At 48.1% G+C, this 16,151-nt stretch carries 18 protein-coding genes and 1 pseudogene; 16 read left to right on the top strand and 3 right to left on the bottom strand.

All coding sequences use genetic code 11. The annotated features are described in order from the left end of the window. Positions 1-22: 22 nt before the first annotated feature. Positions 23-787: an HNH endonuclease gene (locus tag ACTVDO_RS04200; RefSeq protein WP_020959016.1), complete on the top strand. Its 765-nt coding sequence runs from the start codon at positions 23-25 to the stop codon at positions 785-787. A gap of 187 nt (positions 788-974) precedes the next feature. On the opposite strand, the gene ACTVDO_RS04195 is transcribed toward ACTVDO_RS04200, so the two are convergent. Both ACTVDO_RS04195 and ACTVDO_RS04190 read right to left on the bottom strand, forming a co-directional pair. After that, on the bottom strand, positions 975-1,514 hold the full coding sequence (locus ACTVDO_RS04195) for a toxin-antitoxin system TumE family protein (protein ID WP_442901116.1): 540 nt from the start codon (positions 1,512-1,514) through the stop codon (positions 975-977). Then, positions 1,507-2,166 (bottom strand): helix-turn-helix domain-containing protein, encoded by a 660-nt coding sequence (locus ACTVDO_RS04190; RefSeq protein WP_020959019.1) that lies wholly within the window; start codon positions 2,164-2,166, stop codon positions 1,507-1,509. The genes ACTVDO_RS04195 and ACTVDO_RS04190 overlap by 8 nt, the downstream gene beginning before the upstream one ends. Before the next feature lie 293 nt (positions 2,167-2,459). Between ACTVDO_RS04190 and ACTVDO_RS04185 the strand changes: the two genes are divergently transcribed. The 13 genes and pseudogenes from ACTVDO_RS04185 (at position 2,460) to ACTVDO_RS04125 (ending at position 12,881) form a co-directional block, all read left to right on the top strand. Then, a complete protein-coding gene (locus tag ACTVDO_RS04185; protein ID WP_442901115.1) occupies positions 2,460-2,846 on the top strand; it encodes an enoyl-CoA hydratase in 387 nt (128 codons plus the stop codon). Positions 2,847-3,261: 415 nt separating this feature from the next. Beyond that, positions 3,262-3,783: a DoxX family protein gene (locus tag ACTVDO_RS04180; RefSeq protein WP_020959021.1), complete on the top strand. Its 522-nt coding sequence runs from the start codon at positions 3,262-3,264 to the stop codon at positions 3,781-3,783. 335 nt (positions 3,784-4,118) lie between these two features. Then, positions 4,119-4,934: an electron transfer flavoprotein subunit beta/FixA family protein gene (locus ACTVDO_RS04175; protein WP_442901114.1), complete on the top strand. Its 816-nt coding sequence runs from the start codon at positions 4,119-4,121 to the stop codon at positions 4,932-4,934. A 67-nt stretch (positions 4,935-5,001) separates the two neighbouring features. Beyond that, positions 5,002-6,051: an electron transfer flavoprotein subunit alpha/FixB family protein gene (locus ACTVDO_RS04170; protein ID WP_442901113.1), complete on the top strand. Its 1,050-nt coding sequence runs from the start codon at positions 5,002-5,004 to the stop codon at positions 6,049-6,051. Further along, complete coding sequence (locus tag ACTVDO_RS04165) at positions 6,044-7,339, top strand: FAD-dependent oxidoreductase (RefSeq protein ID WP_020959024.1); 1,296 nt, start codon at positions 6,044-6,046, stop codon at positions 7,337-7,339. Before ACTVDO_RS04170 ends, ACTVDO_RS04165 begins: the two co-directional genes overlap by 8 nt. Next, complete coding sequence (locus ACTVDO_RS04160) at positions 7,339-7,626, top strand: ferredoxin family protein (protein WP_020959025.1); 288 nt, start codon at positions 7,339-7,341, stop codon at positions 7,624-7,626. The genes ACTVDO_RS04165 and ACTVDO_RS04160 overlap by 1 nt, the downstream gene beginning before the upstream one ends. Positions 7,627-7,631: 5 nt before the next feature. Beyond that, positions 7,632-7,832 carry a hypothetical protein gene (locus ACTVDO_RS04155; RefSeq protein WP_020959026.1) on the top strand — a complete coding sequence of 67 codons (201 nt, stop codon included), beginning with the start codon at positions 7,632-7,634 and terminating at the stop codon, positions 7,830-7,832. A 185-nt stretch (positions 7,833-8,017) separates the two neighbouring features. Continuing rightward, positions 8,018-8,233, top strand: a pseudogene (locus ACTVDO_RS04150) (family 1 glycosylhydrolase); the annotation flags it as partial. Positions 8,234-8,387: 154 nt separating this feature from the next. After that, complete coding sequence (locus tag ACTVDO_RS04145; protein WP_442901112.1) at positions 8,388-8,930, top strand: NADPH-dependent FMN reductase; 543 nt, start codon at positions 8,388-8,390, stop codon at positions 8,928-8,930. Between the two features lie 311 nt (positions 8,931-9,241). Next, complete coding sequence (locus ACTVDO_RS04140) at positions 9,242-10,045, top strand: glycosyltransferase family 8 protein (protein WP_442901188.1); 804 nt, start codon at positions 9,242-9,244, stop codon at positions 10,043-10,045. Positions 10,046-10,121: 76 nt separating this feature from the next. Beyond that, positions 10,122-11,660 (top strand): glycosyltransferase, encoded by a 1,539-nt coding sequence (locus ACTVDO_RS04135; protein WP_442901111.1) that lies wholly within the window; start codon positions 10,122-10,124, stop codon positions 11,658-11,660. A gap of 532 nt (positions 11,661-12,192) precedes the next feature. Further along, entirely contained in the window at positions 12,193-12,321 is a 129-nt protein-coding gene (locus ACTVDO_RS04130) for a hypothetical protein (protein WP_020959032.1), read from the top strand. A 59-nt stretch (positions 12,322-12,380) separates the two neighbouring features. Continuing rightward, positions 12,381-12,881: a QcrA and Rieske domain-containing protein gene (locus tag ACTVDO_RS04125; protein ID WP_020959033.1), complete on the top strand. Its 501-nt coding sequence runs from the start codon at positions 12,381-12,383 to the stop codon at positions 12,879-12,881. Positions 12,882-12,941: 60 nt separating this feature from the next. On the opposite strand, the gene ACTVDO_RS04120 is transcribed toward ACTVDO_RS04125, so the two are convergent. Then, on the bottom strand, positions 12,942-14,009 hold the full coding sequence (locus ACTVDO_RS04120) for a YVTN family beta-propeller repeat protein (protein WP_442901110.1): 1,068 nt from the start codon (positions 14,007-14,009) through the stop codon (positions 12,942-12,944). A 205-nt stretch (positions 14,010-14,214) separates the two neighbouring features. Here ACTVDO_RS04120 and ACTVDO_RS04115 point away from each other — a divergent pair, with 205 nt between their 5' ends. Together ACTVDO_RS04115 and ACTVDO_RS04110 are read left to right on the top strand one after the other, a co-directional pair. Continuing rightward, on the top strand, positions 14,215-15,189 hold the full coding sequence (locus ACTVDO_RS04115; protein ID WP_442901109.1) for a F510_1955 family glycosylhydrolase: 975 nt from the start codon (positions 14,215-14,217) through the stop codon (positions 15,187-15,189). A gap of 107 nt (positions 15,190-15,296) precedes the next feature. Further along, positions 15,297-16,025, top strand: coding sequence for an urease accessory protein UreH domain-containing protein (locus ACTVDO_RS04110; RefSeq protein ID WP_020959036.1), 729 nt, complete (start codon positions 15,297-15,299; stop codon positions 16,023-16,025). The last annotated feature ends 126 nt before the right edge of the window (positions 16,026-16,151 follow it).

Genomic DNA, 16,151 nt, shown 5'->3' with positions numbered 1-16,151 from the left:
GATTGCGTTGTGGGGGATGACGATGAAAATTTATGACGAGCCGCTGGCGATATCGGCTGATCAATGGCTGGCCATGTTAAATGATCCGAGTGTTTTTCATGGAGAAGATGTGGAGCTGATTCGAACTTTATATTATTTTCCTGATTGCCGTGCATCGGGGAAAGAGTTAGCACGTTTTTTAAACAAAGTGAGCCATTCTCCTTTAAACGCTCAAGTAGGAAGATTGGGAAACCGTATTGTTCGAAAATACCCTGACGTTCAGTTTCCGATGGAAAGGGAAGGGAAAGTCAGATGGTGGAACATTCCATTTTTAGGTGAGGAACATCCTGGCAGGTACACTTGGCAATTGCGCCCTGAATTGCGTGAGGCGGTGCGGCGGTACGAGCAGCAAGAAATGGATCGTCATGAAGAGGGGGCGTTGTTGCCGAGCGAGCTTGAGGACATTCCGTTGCGTGAAGGGGGCAAAAAGCTGGTTGCCGTTAATCGCTATGAGCGAAATGCAAGAGCGCGGAGGCTTTGTCTGCAAAGGCACGGCTACCGTTGTTCCGTCTGCCAATTTGATTTTGAAGAAGTTTACGGAGAAATCGGCAAAGGATTCATCGAAGTTCATCATCTCATTCCATTAAGCGAGATCGGCGAGCAATATACGGTGAACCCGTTTGATGACTTGCGCCCGGTCTGCCCGAATTGTCACGCCATGTTGCATCGGGGGAACTTGTCTATTGAAGAACTGCGGGAGATGGTGGAAACACGCAGAAGGATTTCGGTGATCGGACAATCAAACTGATAGCCAAACAGGTGCAGCTTTTCGGGGGTTCTAGGGATCGAATCTTTTTCGGAGACCTTAGATCCCCATTGCGCCTAGATACAAGCCTGAAGTTTGCCAAAATGCCTCTCATCCTTTTTGCGGCAAGGATTGAGAGGCATTCGTTTGTCTCGCCGCTGTCGAACTTGGATTAAGTCCGGGCGAAGAATTAGCTTTTCTTTTGGCGATAAGGAAAATATCCATGAAAAGAAGACATGATTTTATCAAACAACAAAATGAATTCAATAATGCTTCTTAACGTTTGGTGTTCAAAGTTTGATAGACGATACATGTTGTGCAAAATCTCGGAGGAGGGAAGATGAATATGGTATGGCTCAGTCACGGTTTGGTATCGCTTGTCCGTGTCATGGGGCTCTGAGTGCCATTTCAGAATCGTTTTCCCTTCCGGCGTGACCCAGTCGTAGTAATAGTAATCAATCCAGCCGTCCGGGGTCACGTATTCTGTCACATGTAATTTCGTCTCATTGCGAAAGATTATCGTTTTTCTGGCACAGTTCTTTGTTGAAAGACGGCCGTCTGCACCGCCGTCGCGAATTTCAAAGATAATTTCAGCAAAGTCGCGTTCCAGAAAAGAAAAAACGTTGGCTGGTTGGCAGGAGGTGGTGGGAATGGAATTGTTCGTTTGTGATCCGGTTCTTAGTTTTGCCTGTCTCTGTTCCCGTGAAGATGGGCTCCGCCTTCTACTCATTGAGTAAACCAGCCTTTTTCAACGCATATTTCCACTCCGATGCATCCCGCTCTTCCTGTGGGGTTAACACATCCTTTTTGACCAGCGTTTCAACGTAAGTACCGCCATATTTTTGCGAGAAAAACCGAATGGTTTCCAATAGCTCATCATGTTCTGCCGTTTGCACCAAGCGCTGCTTTTGTTCTTGTTGATAGAGGTTAGCGATTTCTTTGATTGTCATGACTTCATTCGATGATGTCCTATACATGGCTGTTTCCGGGATTTTCGCGTGTGCGTGTTTTCCTTCTTTGATGACGCCCTTAATTCGCCCCTCTTTGATCCAATTGTTCACAGTCGCGACTGTTACTCCCATGAATTTGGCCACTTCACTTGTTTTGTACATTTTTGGTAACGTATGACTTTCTCCTGCTTCAAGCATAAATTCGCATAGCTGTTCAAACCAAGAAGTAAGTTCTTCTAGACTTTGTGATTGTTCGAGCGCTGGAGAGAGTTTTGCGGTTTTTTGTGGTTCTATCCGCCCGATTAAGTTCGTTAAGTATTTCAAAAAAGAGGCTAACTCCTCTGCTTTGTGCTGGTGCGCAGTGTTTTTGATTTGTTGAATTTGATGTCGCACCCAACGCTCTGCTTTTTCCCTATCGGCTACTGTTGTCATGTATGTCACCTCCTCACCTCCATTCTACTAAGATTCAGAATAAAGTTCAAATGAAGTTCAAATAAAATGAAAGTAAAGTGAAAATGGTGTGGTATATTATAGTATGAACGAAAAAAGTGCAACATAACCCCGGAAGAGAGCGGACTGCTTTTAGATCGCCATTGTCGTATCTACTTCCTTGTTAAATGCAACCTAGTAAAGCGAAAAGTCCCGCCATCGTTGAATCTCCTTCCACTCTGTTATAATATTCTGATTATAAGATGAAATGGTATAACCACAAGGGGGAGAGGTTGATGTCCTTAAAGGCGGGAGATGTCATTACGTTTGAGCGGACGTTTACGGTTGAGGATGTTCGGCAGTTTACAGCGGTTTCGGGCGACAGGGGAGTTCACCATGTCACGCCGGATGAACAAGGGCGGCTTGTCGTGCAAGGGTTGTTGACGGCGACGCTGCCGACGAAGGTGGGTGGGGATTACAATGTCTTGGCCCGCACGATGAATTTTGAGTTTTTGCGGCCTGTGTTTACGGGCGATACGATCCGTTGCGATGTGACGATCGGGAAATACGAGCGGCAAGAAAACGGCCGCATCGCGATTGCGGCATCGTTTGTCTGCACAAACCAACAGGAAAAGGTTGTGTTGCAAGGAGATTTTGCGGGGGTGATTGTACAGTCGCGGTAAGTGAGACGAAATCGAAAAACGTTGCCTTGATTAACATACGCCTAGGAAGAGGCGGTGTTCGGCTGTCACACGAAGGCTTGGCGAAGGCAAGCTATAGGCTTGTCTTCGTTAGTCTCAGCCAGGAGTGACGGGACAGAAGATGCGCTGCCGCCCCTCCACTCGAAGTCCACGATGCAAGGAAAGCGGGGTTCTTCTCCAACCTTATGGGAAATCGACAAATCGCTTTTTCGCAAGGACGTCCCTCTTTTTCGCTTCATTTCCCTTCATATCGTTGCCGCCGCACATGCCTTTTCACCATTTGGCCATAACTTTTTGAACGTATTGTGAAATGGTGAACAAACTTATTTCATCCGCTCGGAAAAGGAGTATGATAAAAGTGTAAGGAACATCTTTTAAAACGAAAGGGGAAAGGGCAATGGTGGTCAAATGGTTGCGCGAACATGTTACGGCGTCGGCGTTGATGGTCGTCCTCCGCTTGTATTTAGGGTATGAATGGCTCATGGGAGGATGGGGGAAAATTACGCATGGCTTTGATGCGACCGGGTTTTTGAAAGGAGCGTTGGCGAAGGCGACCGGCGAACACCCGGCCGTGCAAAGCTGGTGGGCGGCGTTTATCGAAAATGTGGCGCTGCCGAACGTCGGGTTGTTTAACTTCCTCGTGCCATGGGGCGAATTTCTCGTTGGATTAGCACTCATTCTCGGGTTGTTTACGACATTTGCCGCCCTCATGGGAGCGGTGATGAACTTCGCCTTTATGTTTTCAGGCACGACGAGCACGAACCCGCAAATGGTGCTGCTGACGGTGTTCATTCTCGTCGCCGGGGCGAACGCGGGCCGCTACGGTTTGGACCGTTGGGTATTGCCGTATCTCCGTGAGCGGATGGGAAGCATGCATCGCCCGAATCATCCGCACCGTCCGGCTGCGGCGCATAAATGACCGTCGGGATGTTCTTGAAACGGGTGCGAACTCCCCCTTGAACGGCTGCTTCTTTCCATATGGAGGGAGCGGCCGTTCGTTTTGTTCACTGGCGGCGAGTGATTGAGTATATTTTTTTGAAAAAGTGTTTTATCTTTGGTTGGATCGCGTTAGTTGAGTGTTAAAACAATATTAATATCATTTTTATTATCTATATAATAGGAATGCTTGTTTCTATCAGACAGGATTAGAAGTTTTTGAACAAAATAGAAAATTTTCTGTCGAAAACTTCAAGAAATTTCATAATTGCGATAGAATATTTATAAAGAAAGAGAATTTATTTGGGAGGGGAAGGTATGCTTCATATCGTTGCTTGCATTAAGCAAGTGCCGGATACGAAGGTCGCCAAGATCAATCCGAAGACGAATACGATCGACCGCGCCAGTGCTCCGGCGATTTTAAACCCGTATGATGCGCATGCGGTCGAGGAAGCCGTTCGCTTGAAAAAGAAGTACGGCGGCGTTGTTTCCGTGCTGACGATGGGCCCGCCGCAAGCGGTGAAGGCGATCCGCAAGTGCATTGAGCTTGGCGCTGATGAAGGATATATGATTTCCGACCGTGCGTTCGCCGGGGCGGATACGCTGGCGACGAGTTATGCGCTGGCGAAAGCGTTGGAAAAGATGGCAAGAAAGCAACCGATTGACTTGGTTATTTGCGGAAAAATGACCATTGACGGTGATACAGGCCAAGTTGGGCCAGGCATCGCCCGCCGTTTAAATATTCCCCCGCTTACAGGCGTCAACAAAGTGGTGGAAATCAACAAAGAAAAAGGGTACGCGATCGTCCACCGCAAGCTTGAAGATGGCTATGAAGTCGTGAAGTCGACATTGCCGTGTTTATTCACCGTCGAGAAAGAAATTAACGATATCTCCTTTGCCCCTTTGCCGAACATGATCAAAGCCGCACGATATCAACCGACGATTTGGACGGCCGATGATTTGGAAAACGTTGACCGCAAACAGTTAGGATTAAAAGGTTCCCCGACGATTGTTTCAAAAATATGGACACCGCCGAAACCGAAAGGCGGCGAGATGCTTGAAGGAACGGCGGAAGAAAAAGTGGAACAGCTGCTTTCCATCATGCTGGCGAAAAAAGAGCTGTTCCCATCGTAAAGGCGCCTTAGGGAAAGACAAGGTAGGGTCTATTCATAGTTTCTGTTCATAGGGAGGGGATATGGCCATGAACGTAAGCGATTATCAAGGGATATGGGTTTACATTGAGGTGAAAGACGGAACGGTGGCTCCGGTTTCCTTGGAGCTGCTTGGGGCTGGGCGGGCGCTCGCTGATAAGCGCGGCACCGAGCTTGGCGGAGTGTTAATTGGAAGCGGTGTCAAAACGCTCGCGCCGACGTTGTTTGCCTATGGGGCGGATGTCGTTTATGTATACGACGACCCGATTTTTGCCCATTACCGGACCGAGCCGTATATGCGCGCTTTGCTTGACTGTTGTCAAAAGTATAAACCGGAAGTGCTGTTGTATGGGGCGACGCCGACAGGGAAAGACTTGGCGAGCGCCATTGCCACTGATTTGCCGACCGGACTGACGGCCGATACGACCATTTTGGATATTGAAGAGGACACCGGGTTGTTGCTGGCGAGCCGGCCGGCGTTTGGCGGCAATATTATGGCGACGATTTTGTGCAAAAAGTACCGTCCGCAAATGGCGACGGTTCGGCCGAAAGTCATGAAGGCGCTTCGTCCCGATCCGGAGCGGACTGGCCGAATCGTTGAAGAGCAGATCGAGCTGCATGAGGAAGAAATGCGGACGAAAGTGCTTGAAGTCGTTCGGGAAACGGTGAAAAAAGCGCGTATCGATGAAGCGGAAATCATCGTAGCCGGCGGCAAAGGAATGGGCAGCAAAGAAGGATTCCAGCTCATCCATGAGCTGGCGAATGTCCTCGGCGCTGCGGTCGGCGCGAGCCGCGATGCCGTCGAAGCCGGATGGATCAGCCATGATCACCAAGTCGGGCAAACCGGGGTGACGGTGACGCCGAAAATTTATTTCGCCATCGGCATTTCCGGTGCGATTCAACATATCGTCGGCATGCAAAATTCCGAGCTGATCATCGCCATTAATAAAGACCCGAACGCGCCGATTTTCCAGTCGTGCCATTACGGCATTGTCGGCGATGCGTTGGAGATTGTGCCGCTGCTAATCGAACGGCTGAAAGAAGAGATGCCAAAACGAAGAGCATCCGTTGATGTGAAGGAGGGGGTCCGCCATGCCTGAAAAGTTTGATTGTATTGTCGTTGGAGCGGGGCCGGCCGGAACGGCGTGCGCCTATGAACTCGCCAAAGCCGGGGTGAATGTGCTGCTCTTAGAGCGCGGGGAATACCCCGGGGCGAAAAACGTGATGGGCGGCGTGCTTTATCGAAAAATGATGGAAGACATCATTCCGGAGTTTTATAAAGAGGCCCCGCTCGAGCGGCCGATCGTTGAGCAGCGGTTTATGTTGATGGATAAAGAGTCGGCGGTGACGTTCAGTTATAAAGGATTGGAATGGGGGCGCGAGCCGTATAACAACTTCACCGTGTTGCGGGCGAAATTTGACCAATGGTTTGCCGAGAAGGCGGTCGAGCAAGGGGCGTTGCTCGTTTGTGAAACGGTGGCGCTGGAATGCATCGTGGAAAACGGCCGTGTCATCGGCGTCCGCACGGACCGGCCGGATGGCGAGGTGTATGCCGATGTCGTCGTGCTGGCGGACGGCGTGAACTCGTTGTTGGCGAAACAGCTCGGGTTTCACCGCGAATGGCGGCCCGATGAAGTCGCGCTCGCAGTGATGGAAATTGTCAAGCTCGATAAAAAAGTGATCGAAGAACGGTTTAACCTTGAGCCGGAGCAAGGATGCACGATCGAGCTGCTCGGCGATGCGACAAAAGGCATATTAGGAACGGGATTTTTATACACCAATAAAGACACCTTAAGCATCGGCGTCGGCACGCTCCTTTCCGGGCTGATCAAACATAAAATCAAACCGTATGAGCTGCTTGAGTATGTCAAAAACCATCCGATGATCCGCCCGTATCTCCAAGGAAGCGAACCGGTCGAGTATTTGGCGCATTTGATCCCGGAAGGCGGCTACCATTCGATGCCGAAAGTCGTCGGTGACGGCGTGCTTGTCGTTGGGGACGCCGCCCAGTTGGTCAATGCCATTCACCGTGAAGGATCGAATATGGCCATGACATCCGGGCGCCTGGCCGCGGAAACGATCATTATGGCGAAAACATACAACGATTTTTCCGAAAGCATGCTTGACCACTATCGGTTGAAGCTGATGGAAAGCTTTATCGTCCAAGATTTGAAAAAGTATAAAGACGCGACCCACCATTTTGATTCGTTCCCGCAATATTTTGAGCGGTACATTCCGCTGCTCAACCGGGCGGCGAGCCAACTGTTTACGGTCGATGGCTCTTCAAAGTGGGAGAAGCAGAAAACCATTTGGCGTGATCTTGGCTCGGTGAAAGAGAAGCTGAAACTGGCGCGGGATGTGATGAAGGTTTGGGAGGTGATGAAGTAATGGGGAATATGCCAACGATTGAGGAAAAGCAGTATTTAGTCCGCTTTAATGCCGATACGAGGTCGCATCTTCACGTCCTTGACCACGATATTTGCCTGACGAAATGCCCGGACAAAATTTGCACGATTTTCTGCCCAGCGGCCGTGTATAAATGGGAGGGAACGCGGATGCATGTCGGATATGAAGGGTGTCATGAATGCGGCAGCTGCCGCATCGGCTGTCCGTACGGAAATATTCGCTGGGAGTATCCGAGGGGCGGTCACGGGATCGTCTTTCGGTTAGGATGATCGTTATGTTCCACATCGGGGATTGCGTCGTCTTCGCCTGCGATGGGGCCAGAGGAATCGTGCTGGAAGTCAATGACCATTCGTGCCATGTGCTATGGGAAGACCGCTTCGTCAGTTGGGAGAAAAAAGAGCTGTTAACCATCGATGAAGAGTTGACGAAAAGGCAAACGATCCGTGTTTCTTCAAATGTGAACCACCCTTTGTAAGGGTGGTTTTTTGTCTATAGCGTGGATGGCGGCCGCTGTTTTTGTCCATATAAACGGCGGCCAAGGAGCATTAGCGGTCAATCTTTTCACCAAACTGTGGTAAGCTAGTGGAGAGGGGACGGACACTGTATGTTCCCTTCCCTCTGCAATTCTGTTTCCGGTAGGAGGAGTGGGCCATGGATTAGATGCACAAAGGCTTTCCTGAAGGCTTTTTATGGGGAGGGGCGACGGCGGCCAACCAGTTCGAAGGAGGATTTGGCGAAGGCAACAAAGGGGTAAGCATTGCCGATGTGCTTCCGGGAGGAAAGATGCGGCCACAACTGCTTAAGGAAAAAGGGGTGCAGTTGGTCATTAATAAAGAGAAGTATACATACCCGAACCACGAAGCGATCGATTTTTACCGGTATTAAAACGTCATCGCAACGAATGGGGAACAATTGTAATGGAGACGGTGCATCGTTCCGTGGAACATGCAACGGAACGGGTGGTAAAGGAATAAACGAGTGCGCTATCGGTGAAATCAACCATCAATCCGATTTAGAGGAGGGACAAACAATGAACATAGTTGCCCTTGTCGGCAGCTTGCGGAAAGAATCGTATAACCGGAAACTGGCAGAGTGGATCAAGGGGCGGTACAAAGACAAATTCCAATTGGACATTGCCGATATCGGCGCTTTGCCACATTACAATCAAGATGATGAACTCAACCCGCCGGCTGTCGTGGCGGCGTTCAAGCGGCAAGTGGCGGATGCGGACGGTATATTGATCGTAACACCGGAGTACAACTGGTCTGTTCCCGGCGTGCTGAAAAATGCGCTGGACTGGCTGTCGCGTGTGGACAAAGTGTTGGTCAATAAACCTGTGATGATCGCCGGGGTGTCAACAGGGATGATGGGAACGATCCGGGCCCAGCTTCATTTGCGTCAGATCTTGCAAAGCCCGGGGCTGGCGGCGAAAGTGTTGCCGCCGGCCGGGAACGAAGTGCTGGTGAATGTCGCCAGCCAAAAATTCGATGAAGCGGGCAATCTCGTTGATGCCGCGACGGTGGAATTTTTGGATCAAGTGATCGGGCGGTTTATCGAATGGGTCGGGCGCTGATGCGGCAGGCTGCTCGTGCAGAACAGGAGGGTGTCTCAAAAACAACGAGACACCTTTTTTTACTGCGATCGATAAACATTAACCCGATTTGTACTTCCACACCTTATATGTGACTGAAGGGCAGACGGCTTTTTTTTTGCCAGTTTCTTGTTTTGTGAAATCTGCCTGTTATTCACACCGTCCGCTTCTAGCCCGAGCCGCGCCTGCCGAATGCATGATACTGCCTGAAAAATGGACGACTGTACAGGCAAGGCTATTTCGCCACACATACAATACAACAGGGGATAGGAAAAAAGGAGTGGGTCATTTTGGTGATTGTAGCTGCGACAAATGACCATTATGCACAACCTTTGGCCGTGATGCTCACATCGCTATTAACGCATAAAAAACCGGACTACCCGATCCATATTTATATTCTTTACGGAGACCTTTCTGCGATTAGCATGAGAAAGCTAGAAAGGACAGCCGGAAAGTTCCAAGCGCCCGTGACTTTTCTGAAGGTGGATGTTGGGCTGTTTAAAGACGTTGCGCCGGGATCGGGAGGGCAAAAGTACATTAGCAAAGAGGCGTACTATCGGATTATGATCCCGGACTTGTTAAGCGAAGAGATCGACAAGGCGCTGTACTTGGACTGTGATATGATGGTGAAAACCGACATCTCGGAATTGTGGGAAACGAATATTGATGGGTACGATCTAGCCGCAGTAGACGAATCGCGGGTCGTCACCAAACGGGATCGGGAAATTCGCATGGCCCGTCTGTCGCTGCCGCCAGATGCGCATTATTTTAATTCCGGCTTGTTGTTGATAAACCTCAAACGATGGCGCGAGAAAAACATTTCCGCTGAACTGATCCAATTTATCAAGTCCAATCCGGATAAACTGGCGTTGATGGATCAAGATGCGTTAAACGCCGTCCTTTACAATCGCTGGCTCCGCCTTGATGATAAATGGAACTTTACCGCCGCCCATTGCCGAAAGTTCTCGCCCAAAAAAGCAGCGATCCTCCACTTTACTGGCCCCGAAAAACCGTGGAATTCCAAAAGCCCGTTCACGAAAGAGTATTTGAAATACTTAAAAAAATCGTTATGGGAAAAACCGCTCCCATCGGCATAAGCGCTTTGATGCTGACCGTTAAGGAGAGACTGTGAAGCGTTGATACATCAATATTTCTATAGGGAGGTCGGTGCAATTGTTTGAGCGTGTATCGATTCTCATCCCGTACAAACCTGATAATGGGATTCGGGACGTCAATTTCAATTGGATTAAAACTTTTTACGAAACGATGGTTCCTGAAGCGGAAATTTGCGTCGGAGTCTCGACCGATGAGCCGTTTAACCGGGCACGGGCGATTAATTTGGCGGCCAAACAGGCGACCCGAGACATCTTCGTAATCGTCGATGGCGATATTTTTTGCGATCCCGAAGTGATGAAGGAGGCCATTCGGCATCTGCAAGATGCGCCGTGGGTCATCCCTTTCCGAAAAATCGTCAGAATCTCCGAGGAAAACTCAAAACATCTCGTAAGTGCGCCCCCGATGTGGCCGGTTGAAGTGGCGGACTTTGACATCATTCATACGTCGCCGTTCACTTATGTCGGCGGATTCAATGTCATCCCCCGCGAGCACTTTTTGGCGGTCGGCGGATTTGATGAGCGGTTTTCCGGATGGGGAGGGGAGGATGATGCGTTCAGCAGCGCCGTCAATACGTTGTGCGGCCATTATAAACGGCTTGAGCACACGATTTATCACTTATGGCATCCGGTCGTCGGCTATGAAAACAACCCGAACGGCGAGCGCAATTTACTGCTTCGGGAACAGTATTACGCAGCGGTTGGAAACAAGGAAAAAATGAAACAAGTCCTTTCCGGCGCCGAAAGCATGTTTCAACCGGTACAAGAAGAGAACCGCAAAAAAAGCGGTACACAAGCCGAACGAAACGAGGCCATCCACATTGTGACCGTTTCCAACGACCGTTACGCTGAACCGCTTGCCGTGATGGTATATTCGCTCTTAAAAAATAAAACATCGAAAATCCCTATCCATATCCATGTCATTGACAGCAATATAAGCGAAAAGCATCAAGCGCGGCTAGCGAAACTAGCAAAAAAATATGAGGCAACAATACAGTTTCACCGCATTGACTCAACCGTGTACAGCGAGTTTGTGACATTTGCCTATTTGACAGAGGAAACGTATTACCGGATTTCCATTCCGGATTTGTTCGATGAGACGGTGGAGAAAGTGCTCTATTTGGATTGTGACATCGTTGTCAAAAAGGACATTACGGAGCTATGGCATACAGACATTAACGGGCATTTATTAGGCGCAGTCGAGGATCGTTGGATAAAACAGTCAAGAAACGCGGATTTGTTGATGCCGGAGGAGGCCAAGTATTTTAATGCAGGTGTCCTTTTGATCAATTTAAAAATGTGGCGCGAGCATCACGTGAAAGAAAAGGTGATCGAGTTCATTCGTACGCACCGGGACCGTATTCGGTATTGCGACCAAGATGCGCTCAATGCGGTGCTTCACGGCCAATGGCTGCCGTTGGATCCAAAATGGAATTTTCAAACATACCATTTGTACGATCCCATCCCTAAACTGAAACCGGCGATCATCCATTACACTGGGGAAAATAAGCCTTGGAACGCGAATCATCCGTTGAAAAAGTATTATTGGAAGTACAAAAAAAGGTTTTGTAACCTCACTATGGAAAGATCCGACTGCTGAAGTTCAATGATGTGTGTTTCAAATGGCGTTAGACAACTAGGGCCAGCGGCAAGCCGCTCTGTTTGACGCAACGGGGGCGCCTGGGGTTGGACGAGAGAAGAGAAAACGGCAGCAATGCCGTTTTTCTTGATGCTCATTTATCCCCCTGAAACGGGAAGCCCCTCACTGATGGTTGGATTTGTGAAAGTTTCATAAGATGATGGCTGCCGAGACTTTCTCGGCATTTGTTTTGACTAATAGAAGATGCGGCGACGAAAAGAGGGCGGAGTATTTGTGAAAACATTGACAAATATTTGCAGGTTTTTATCAATATTTTCTCCACACTTTTTCTCTATTCTAAAAGTAAAGCAAAAGGGGAAGATGGTGAAAACGTGGTGAACCGATTTTGAACTGCATTAAGTGTGGATAAGAGTATTGGTACATGGTAAAGGTAAGGAAAAAGGGATTTGGCGTTCTAATTAGTTTTAAAAGATGACAGAAATGACTAGCGATAGACGGGAATGATTTTTCGATCATGCAGGGGGTGATGAGGATGATGGGCGGGATGATGAGCGGTTGGGGGATGATGGGCCTTGGCATTCTCGGCTGGCTTCTGAATTTGCTTGCCATTGGATTGGTCGTGTATTGGGCAGTAAAATTTGCATTGCGCGATAAACGATAATCAATTCGTTTCCTATTTGCAGCTCTCCTATATTCAAGACGGCAAGGAGGGGAAATCTGATGTTGAATCGACGGGAATTTCTTAGCAGATCGTTAAAGGGGGCGGCTGGACTGCTGGCTGTTTCGGTATTGCCTGCAGGACTGGCTGCCTGCAGCAACGATCAGAAAAAGGTCAATACAAGTTCAATGGCTAATCTCGGTCCTCTAAGCGAATTAGAAAAAGGGGAATTTCCGAAAAAGGTGCCGTATAAAATCACCATAAAAGATGCATGGACCGAACAGGAGCGGGAAGGGTTTGTGTACATTAACAAAAATCAAGACGGTTCTTTGCTCATTATGTCCCCGATTTGCACCCATCTAGGGTGCACCGTCGGAGATGCTGAGGAGAACATGCAGAAAACAGGCACCCGCTTTTTATGTCCGTGCCACGCGGGGCAATATGACGAATATGGCATCAATGTAGGGGGGCCGCCGCCAAGACCGTTAGATACATTTGACGCTTATATTCAAGATGGCAATGTGTATATTGCCGTATTGAGCCCGAGGAAAAGGGAAAAATGAAAATTCGTTGTGCCGCAGAAAAAGCAGCAGGCTGGAACGTCCAACCTGCTGCTTTTTCCTTTACGGCATGATGCTGATCCCGTTGGGCATTTTGCCTACTTGAACCGTTTGGATGGCTTTGTTTTGTTCTTGGTCAATGACGCTCACGGTGTTGTCGAACATATTCGTCACGAAAACATACTTGCCATCCGGACTTGTGACGACCCCGTGCGCCCCGTTTCCTGTTTCAATCGTGGCCACGACTTGTTTCGTTTTTAAGTTTATCTTGCTTACAGAATGGGAGGGCGTCTCTTTCGTCCCTTGATTCGCCACATACGCAAACGCATCGTCAGGGGACACGTACACTTGGGCCGGCCCTTGCCCGACAGGGACTTTTTCGACTTTTCCGCTGGTTACGTCAACAATGGTCAAGGCATTTTCGGCATTCAACGTGACGACCAACGTTTTGCCGTCCGAAGTAATGCCGGTGGTGACGGGAGTGGATCCGACGGTGAATTTCTTTTCCTCTTTCATCGTTGTTAAGTTGAGAACACTGACGCTGTCTTCCCCCATGTTGGCGACGTATGCGTATTGACTGTCGTCGGAAATGCGAAACCCGTGCGGGCCTTTTCCGGTCGGAATGGTTGCAATGACCGAGTAGTTCGCCAGATCAATAACGGAAACGTTATTGTCTTCATTATTGGTCACAAGGGCGTATTTGCCGTTTTCAGTAAACACAATGTGGGCGGGATGGTGTCCGACTTCCACTTTTTTGATTAATTTATTCGTTTTCGTATCATAAAACAATGCCATTCCTTTCATATCCATCGACTGGTCATGTCCGTGGTGCATGGCCGGAACTAGCGTAGCGCCGAGAATAGCTCCATCAGGGGAAACTTGGACGTTGTGGACAGCGCCGTCGACTTCGATCGTTCCGACTACTTTGTTTGTTTCGGCATCAACTTTGGAAATGCTTCCGCCTTCGTTGGCGGTAAAGTAGAATTTGTTCGTTTCTTGTGTTTGTTCAGAGGCGGCTGGCTGCCCGTTTTTCTTTGGTTCGGCTTTGTCTTGAGGGGAATTGGTGCACCCTCCGAGAACAAACGCCAACATCGCCAATAACGATAACCATACAATCGCAGTTTTGCGCATGAGCGGTTTCCTCCTTTTGCTTTAGGTTGAGTCTACCGACATGATATGGGCAAACGGAGGAGGTTGCTGTGATTAATTTCACAATGGCGATAAAATATCTTCAAATCGTTACAGGTTATTGAAATCCATACATTCTGCAAATTTATCCGGTAAAATATAAAAATATGCAACGGTTTACACCATGTATAAAGGGGAATGAGCATCCATGACAAAAATGAAAAAAGCCATCATCATGGCATCTGCTCTTTTTCTTCTAGGCGCCTGTTCATCGTCCAACGAAAAAGAGCAGGCGTTTATCACGAGCAAAGAGCAGGCAAAATCGAATGTATCCGTTACCAATAATCCTTTCTTTAAGGAAAAAAAGGAAGGGAAAATCGAACATTTGCATGGAGTTGGTTATGCAGGCAATCAAAATGCGGTTTACTTTGCCACTCATGAAGGGCTGCTCGTTTACCGAAACAATAAATGGTATGAAACGATTTCCAATAAACATGATTATATGGGTTTTTCGGCTACAGACGATGGCTTTTATTCATCAGGGCATCCGGAAGAAGGTTCGTCGTTGGGAAATCCACTTGGTCTTGTGAAAAGTTTTGATAATGGACAAACATTAATGAATTTAGGATTTTATCAAGAATCCGATTTCCATTATATGACGGTCGGTTATAAAAGCCATACCATCTATGTGGTGAATCAAGAAGAAAACGAGACGCTTGGACGAGGAGTATTTTACAGCAAAGACGACGGTAAAACGTGGTCGCCAAGTCAATTGAACGGCCTGCCGCAAACGGCAGCGGGAACGATTGCGGCTCACCCAACGGATGAAAATATAGTCGGGATTAGTACAGCCGAGGGGGTTTTCATTTCAAGGGATAACGGGAATACGTTTGAACGGTTCACCCGAAAAATCAATACGACGACGTTTGCGTTCCAAGAAAAATTCATTGTATTTGCGGCTGTAGAGGACGATCAGCCTATCCTCGTTAAACAATCAATAGACACAAAACGAGAAGAAGTTCTTTCTGTGCCTAGGTTGAAGGAAAAAGACCATATCATATATATCGCTTCTAATCCAGCAAATGACAAAGAAATAGTGATCGTTACGATGAACGGGGATATTTTTATGACGAAAAATAATGGTGAGAGTTGGACAAAACTAGCATCGGAAGGGGAAATATAGGGACATGCGGGCGCATGTCTTTTTGTTTGCCCCAATATATCGCTCCATCATTTTTGCAAAATTTGCTGCTACAATATTGAATAACGGATGAAGAGGGTGAGAGAAGGGTGTACTCATTCCTAAGCCAAATCAGCAACTTGCTAAGCCAGCCGTTTCTTACCATGGCCAACAGCACAACAGCGTTTCCCGTTTTGTCAGCGTTTCTTCTTGGCATAGTCGGAGCGATGGCTCCGTGCCAACTGACTAGCAACTTAGGCGCAATCACATTGTATAGCAACCAATCCTTGCAAAGGGAGATCGCCTGGAAAGAACTATTTTTATTTATTTTCGGGAAGATCATCGCTTTTTCCGGGTTAGGCTTGATCGTTTGGCTGATGGGGAAGGAGATTCAAAGTACGCTAACATTGTATTTCCCATGGTTAAGGAAGCTCATTGGCCCGATTCTTGTTCTTACAGGCTTGTATTTATTAGGGGTTTTTAACATGTATTGGAATGTCACGTTGTTCAGAGTGCCAGAGAGATGGGCAAAAGGAAAAATCGGTTCGTTTTTCATGGGATTCGGCTTTTCGTTGGCTTTTTGTCCAACGATGTTTGTTCTCTTTTTTGTGACGCTAATGCCTCTCGCATACTCAACGTCTTACGGAGTGTTGTTGCCGAGCGTCTTTGCGGTCGGAACTTCTGTACCGGTTATTTTCTTCATTCTCATCCTTTGGTACTTAGGATTGAGCGGGACTGTTATGAAAAAGGGAAGACGGGTAGGGAAGCTCACTCAGCAACTCGCTGGAATTGTGATGGTATTGCTGGGCATGCTAGATACCATCACTTATTGGTTTTAACAAAGGAGCATTCCCGTTAGGAGCTTTTCCGGGGACTTGATCAAAAAAAGCCCTCTTGGTATGATGCAGGGGTGCCAAACAATACCTACCATCATGCCAAGGAGGACTTCAGATGAATTGTACACA

It is taken from the genome of Geobacillus sp. BK01 (genome assembly GCF_052220245.1).
Taxonomy (GTDB): domain Bacteria; phylum Bacillota; class Bacilli; order Bacillales; family Anoxybacillaceae; genus Geobacillus.
The sequence above is the reverse complement of the archived record's forward strand: the minus strand, read 5'-3'. Positions and strand labels throughout refer to the sequence as shown.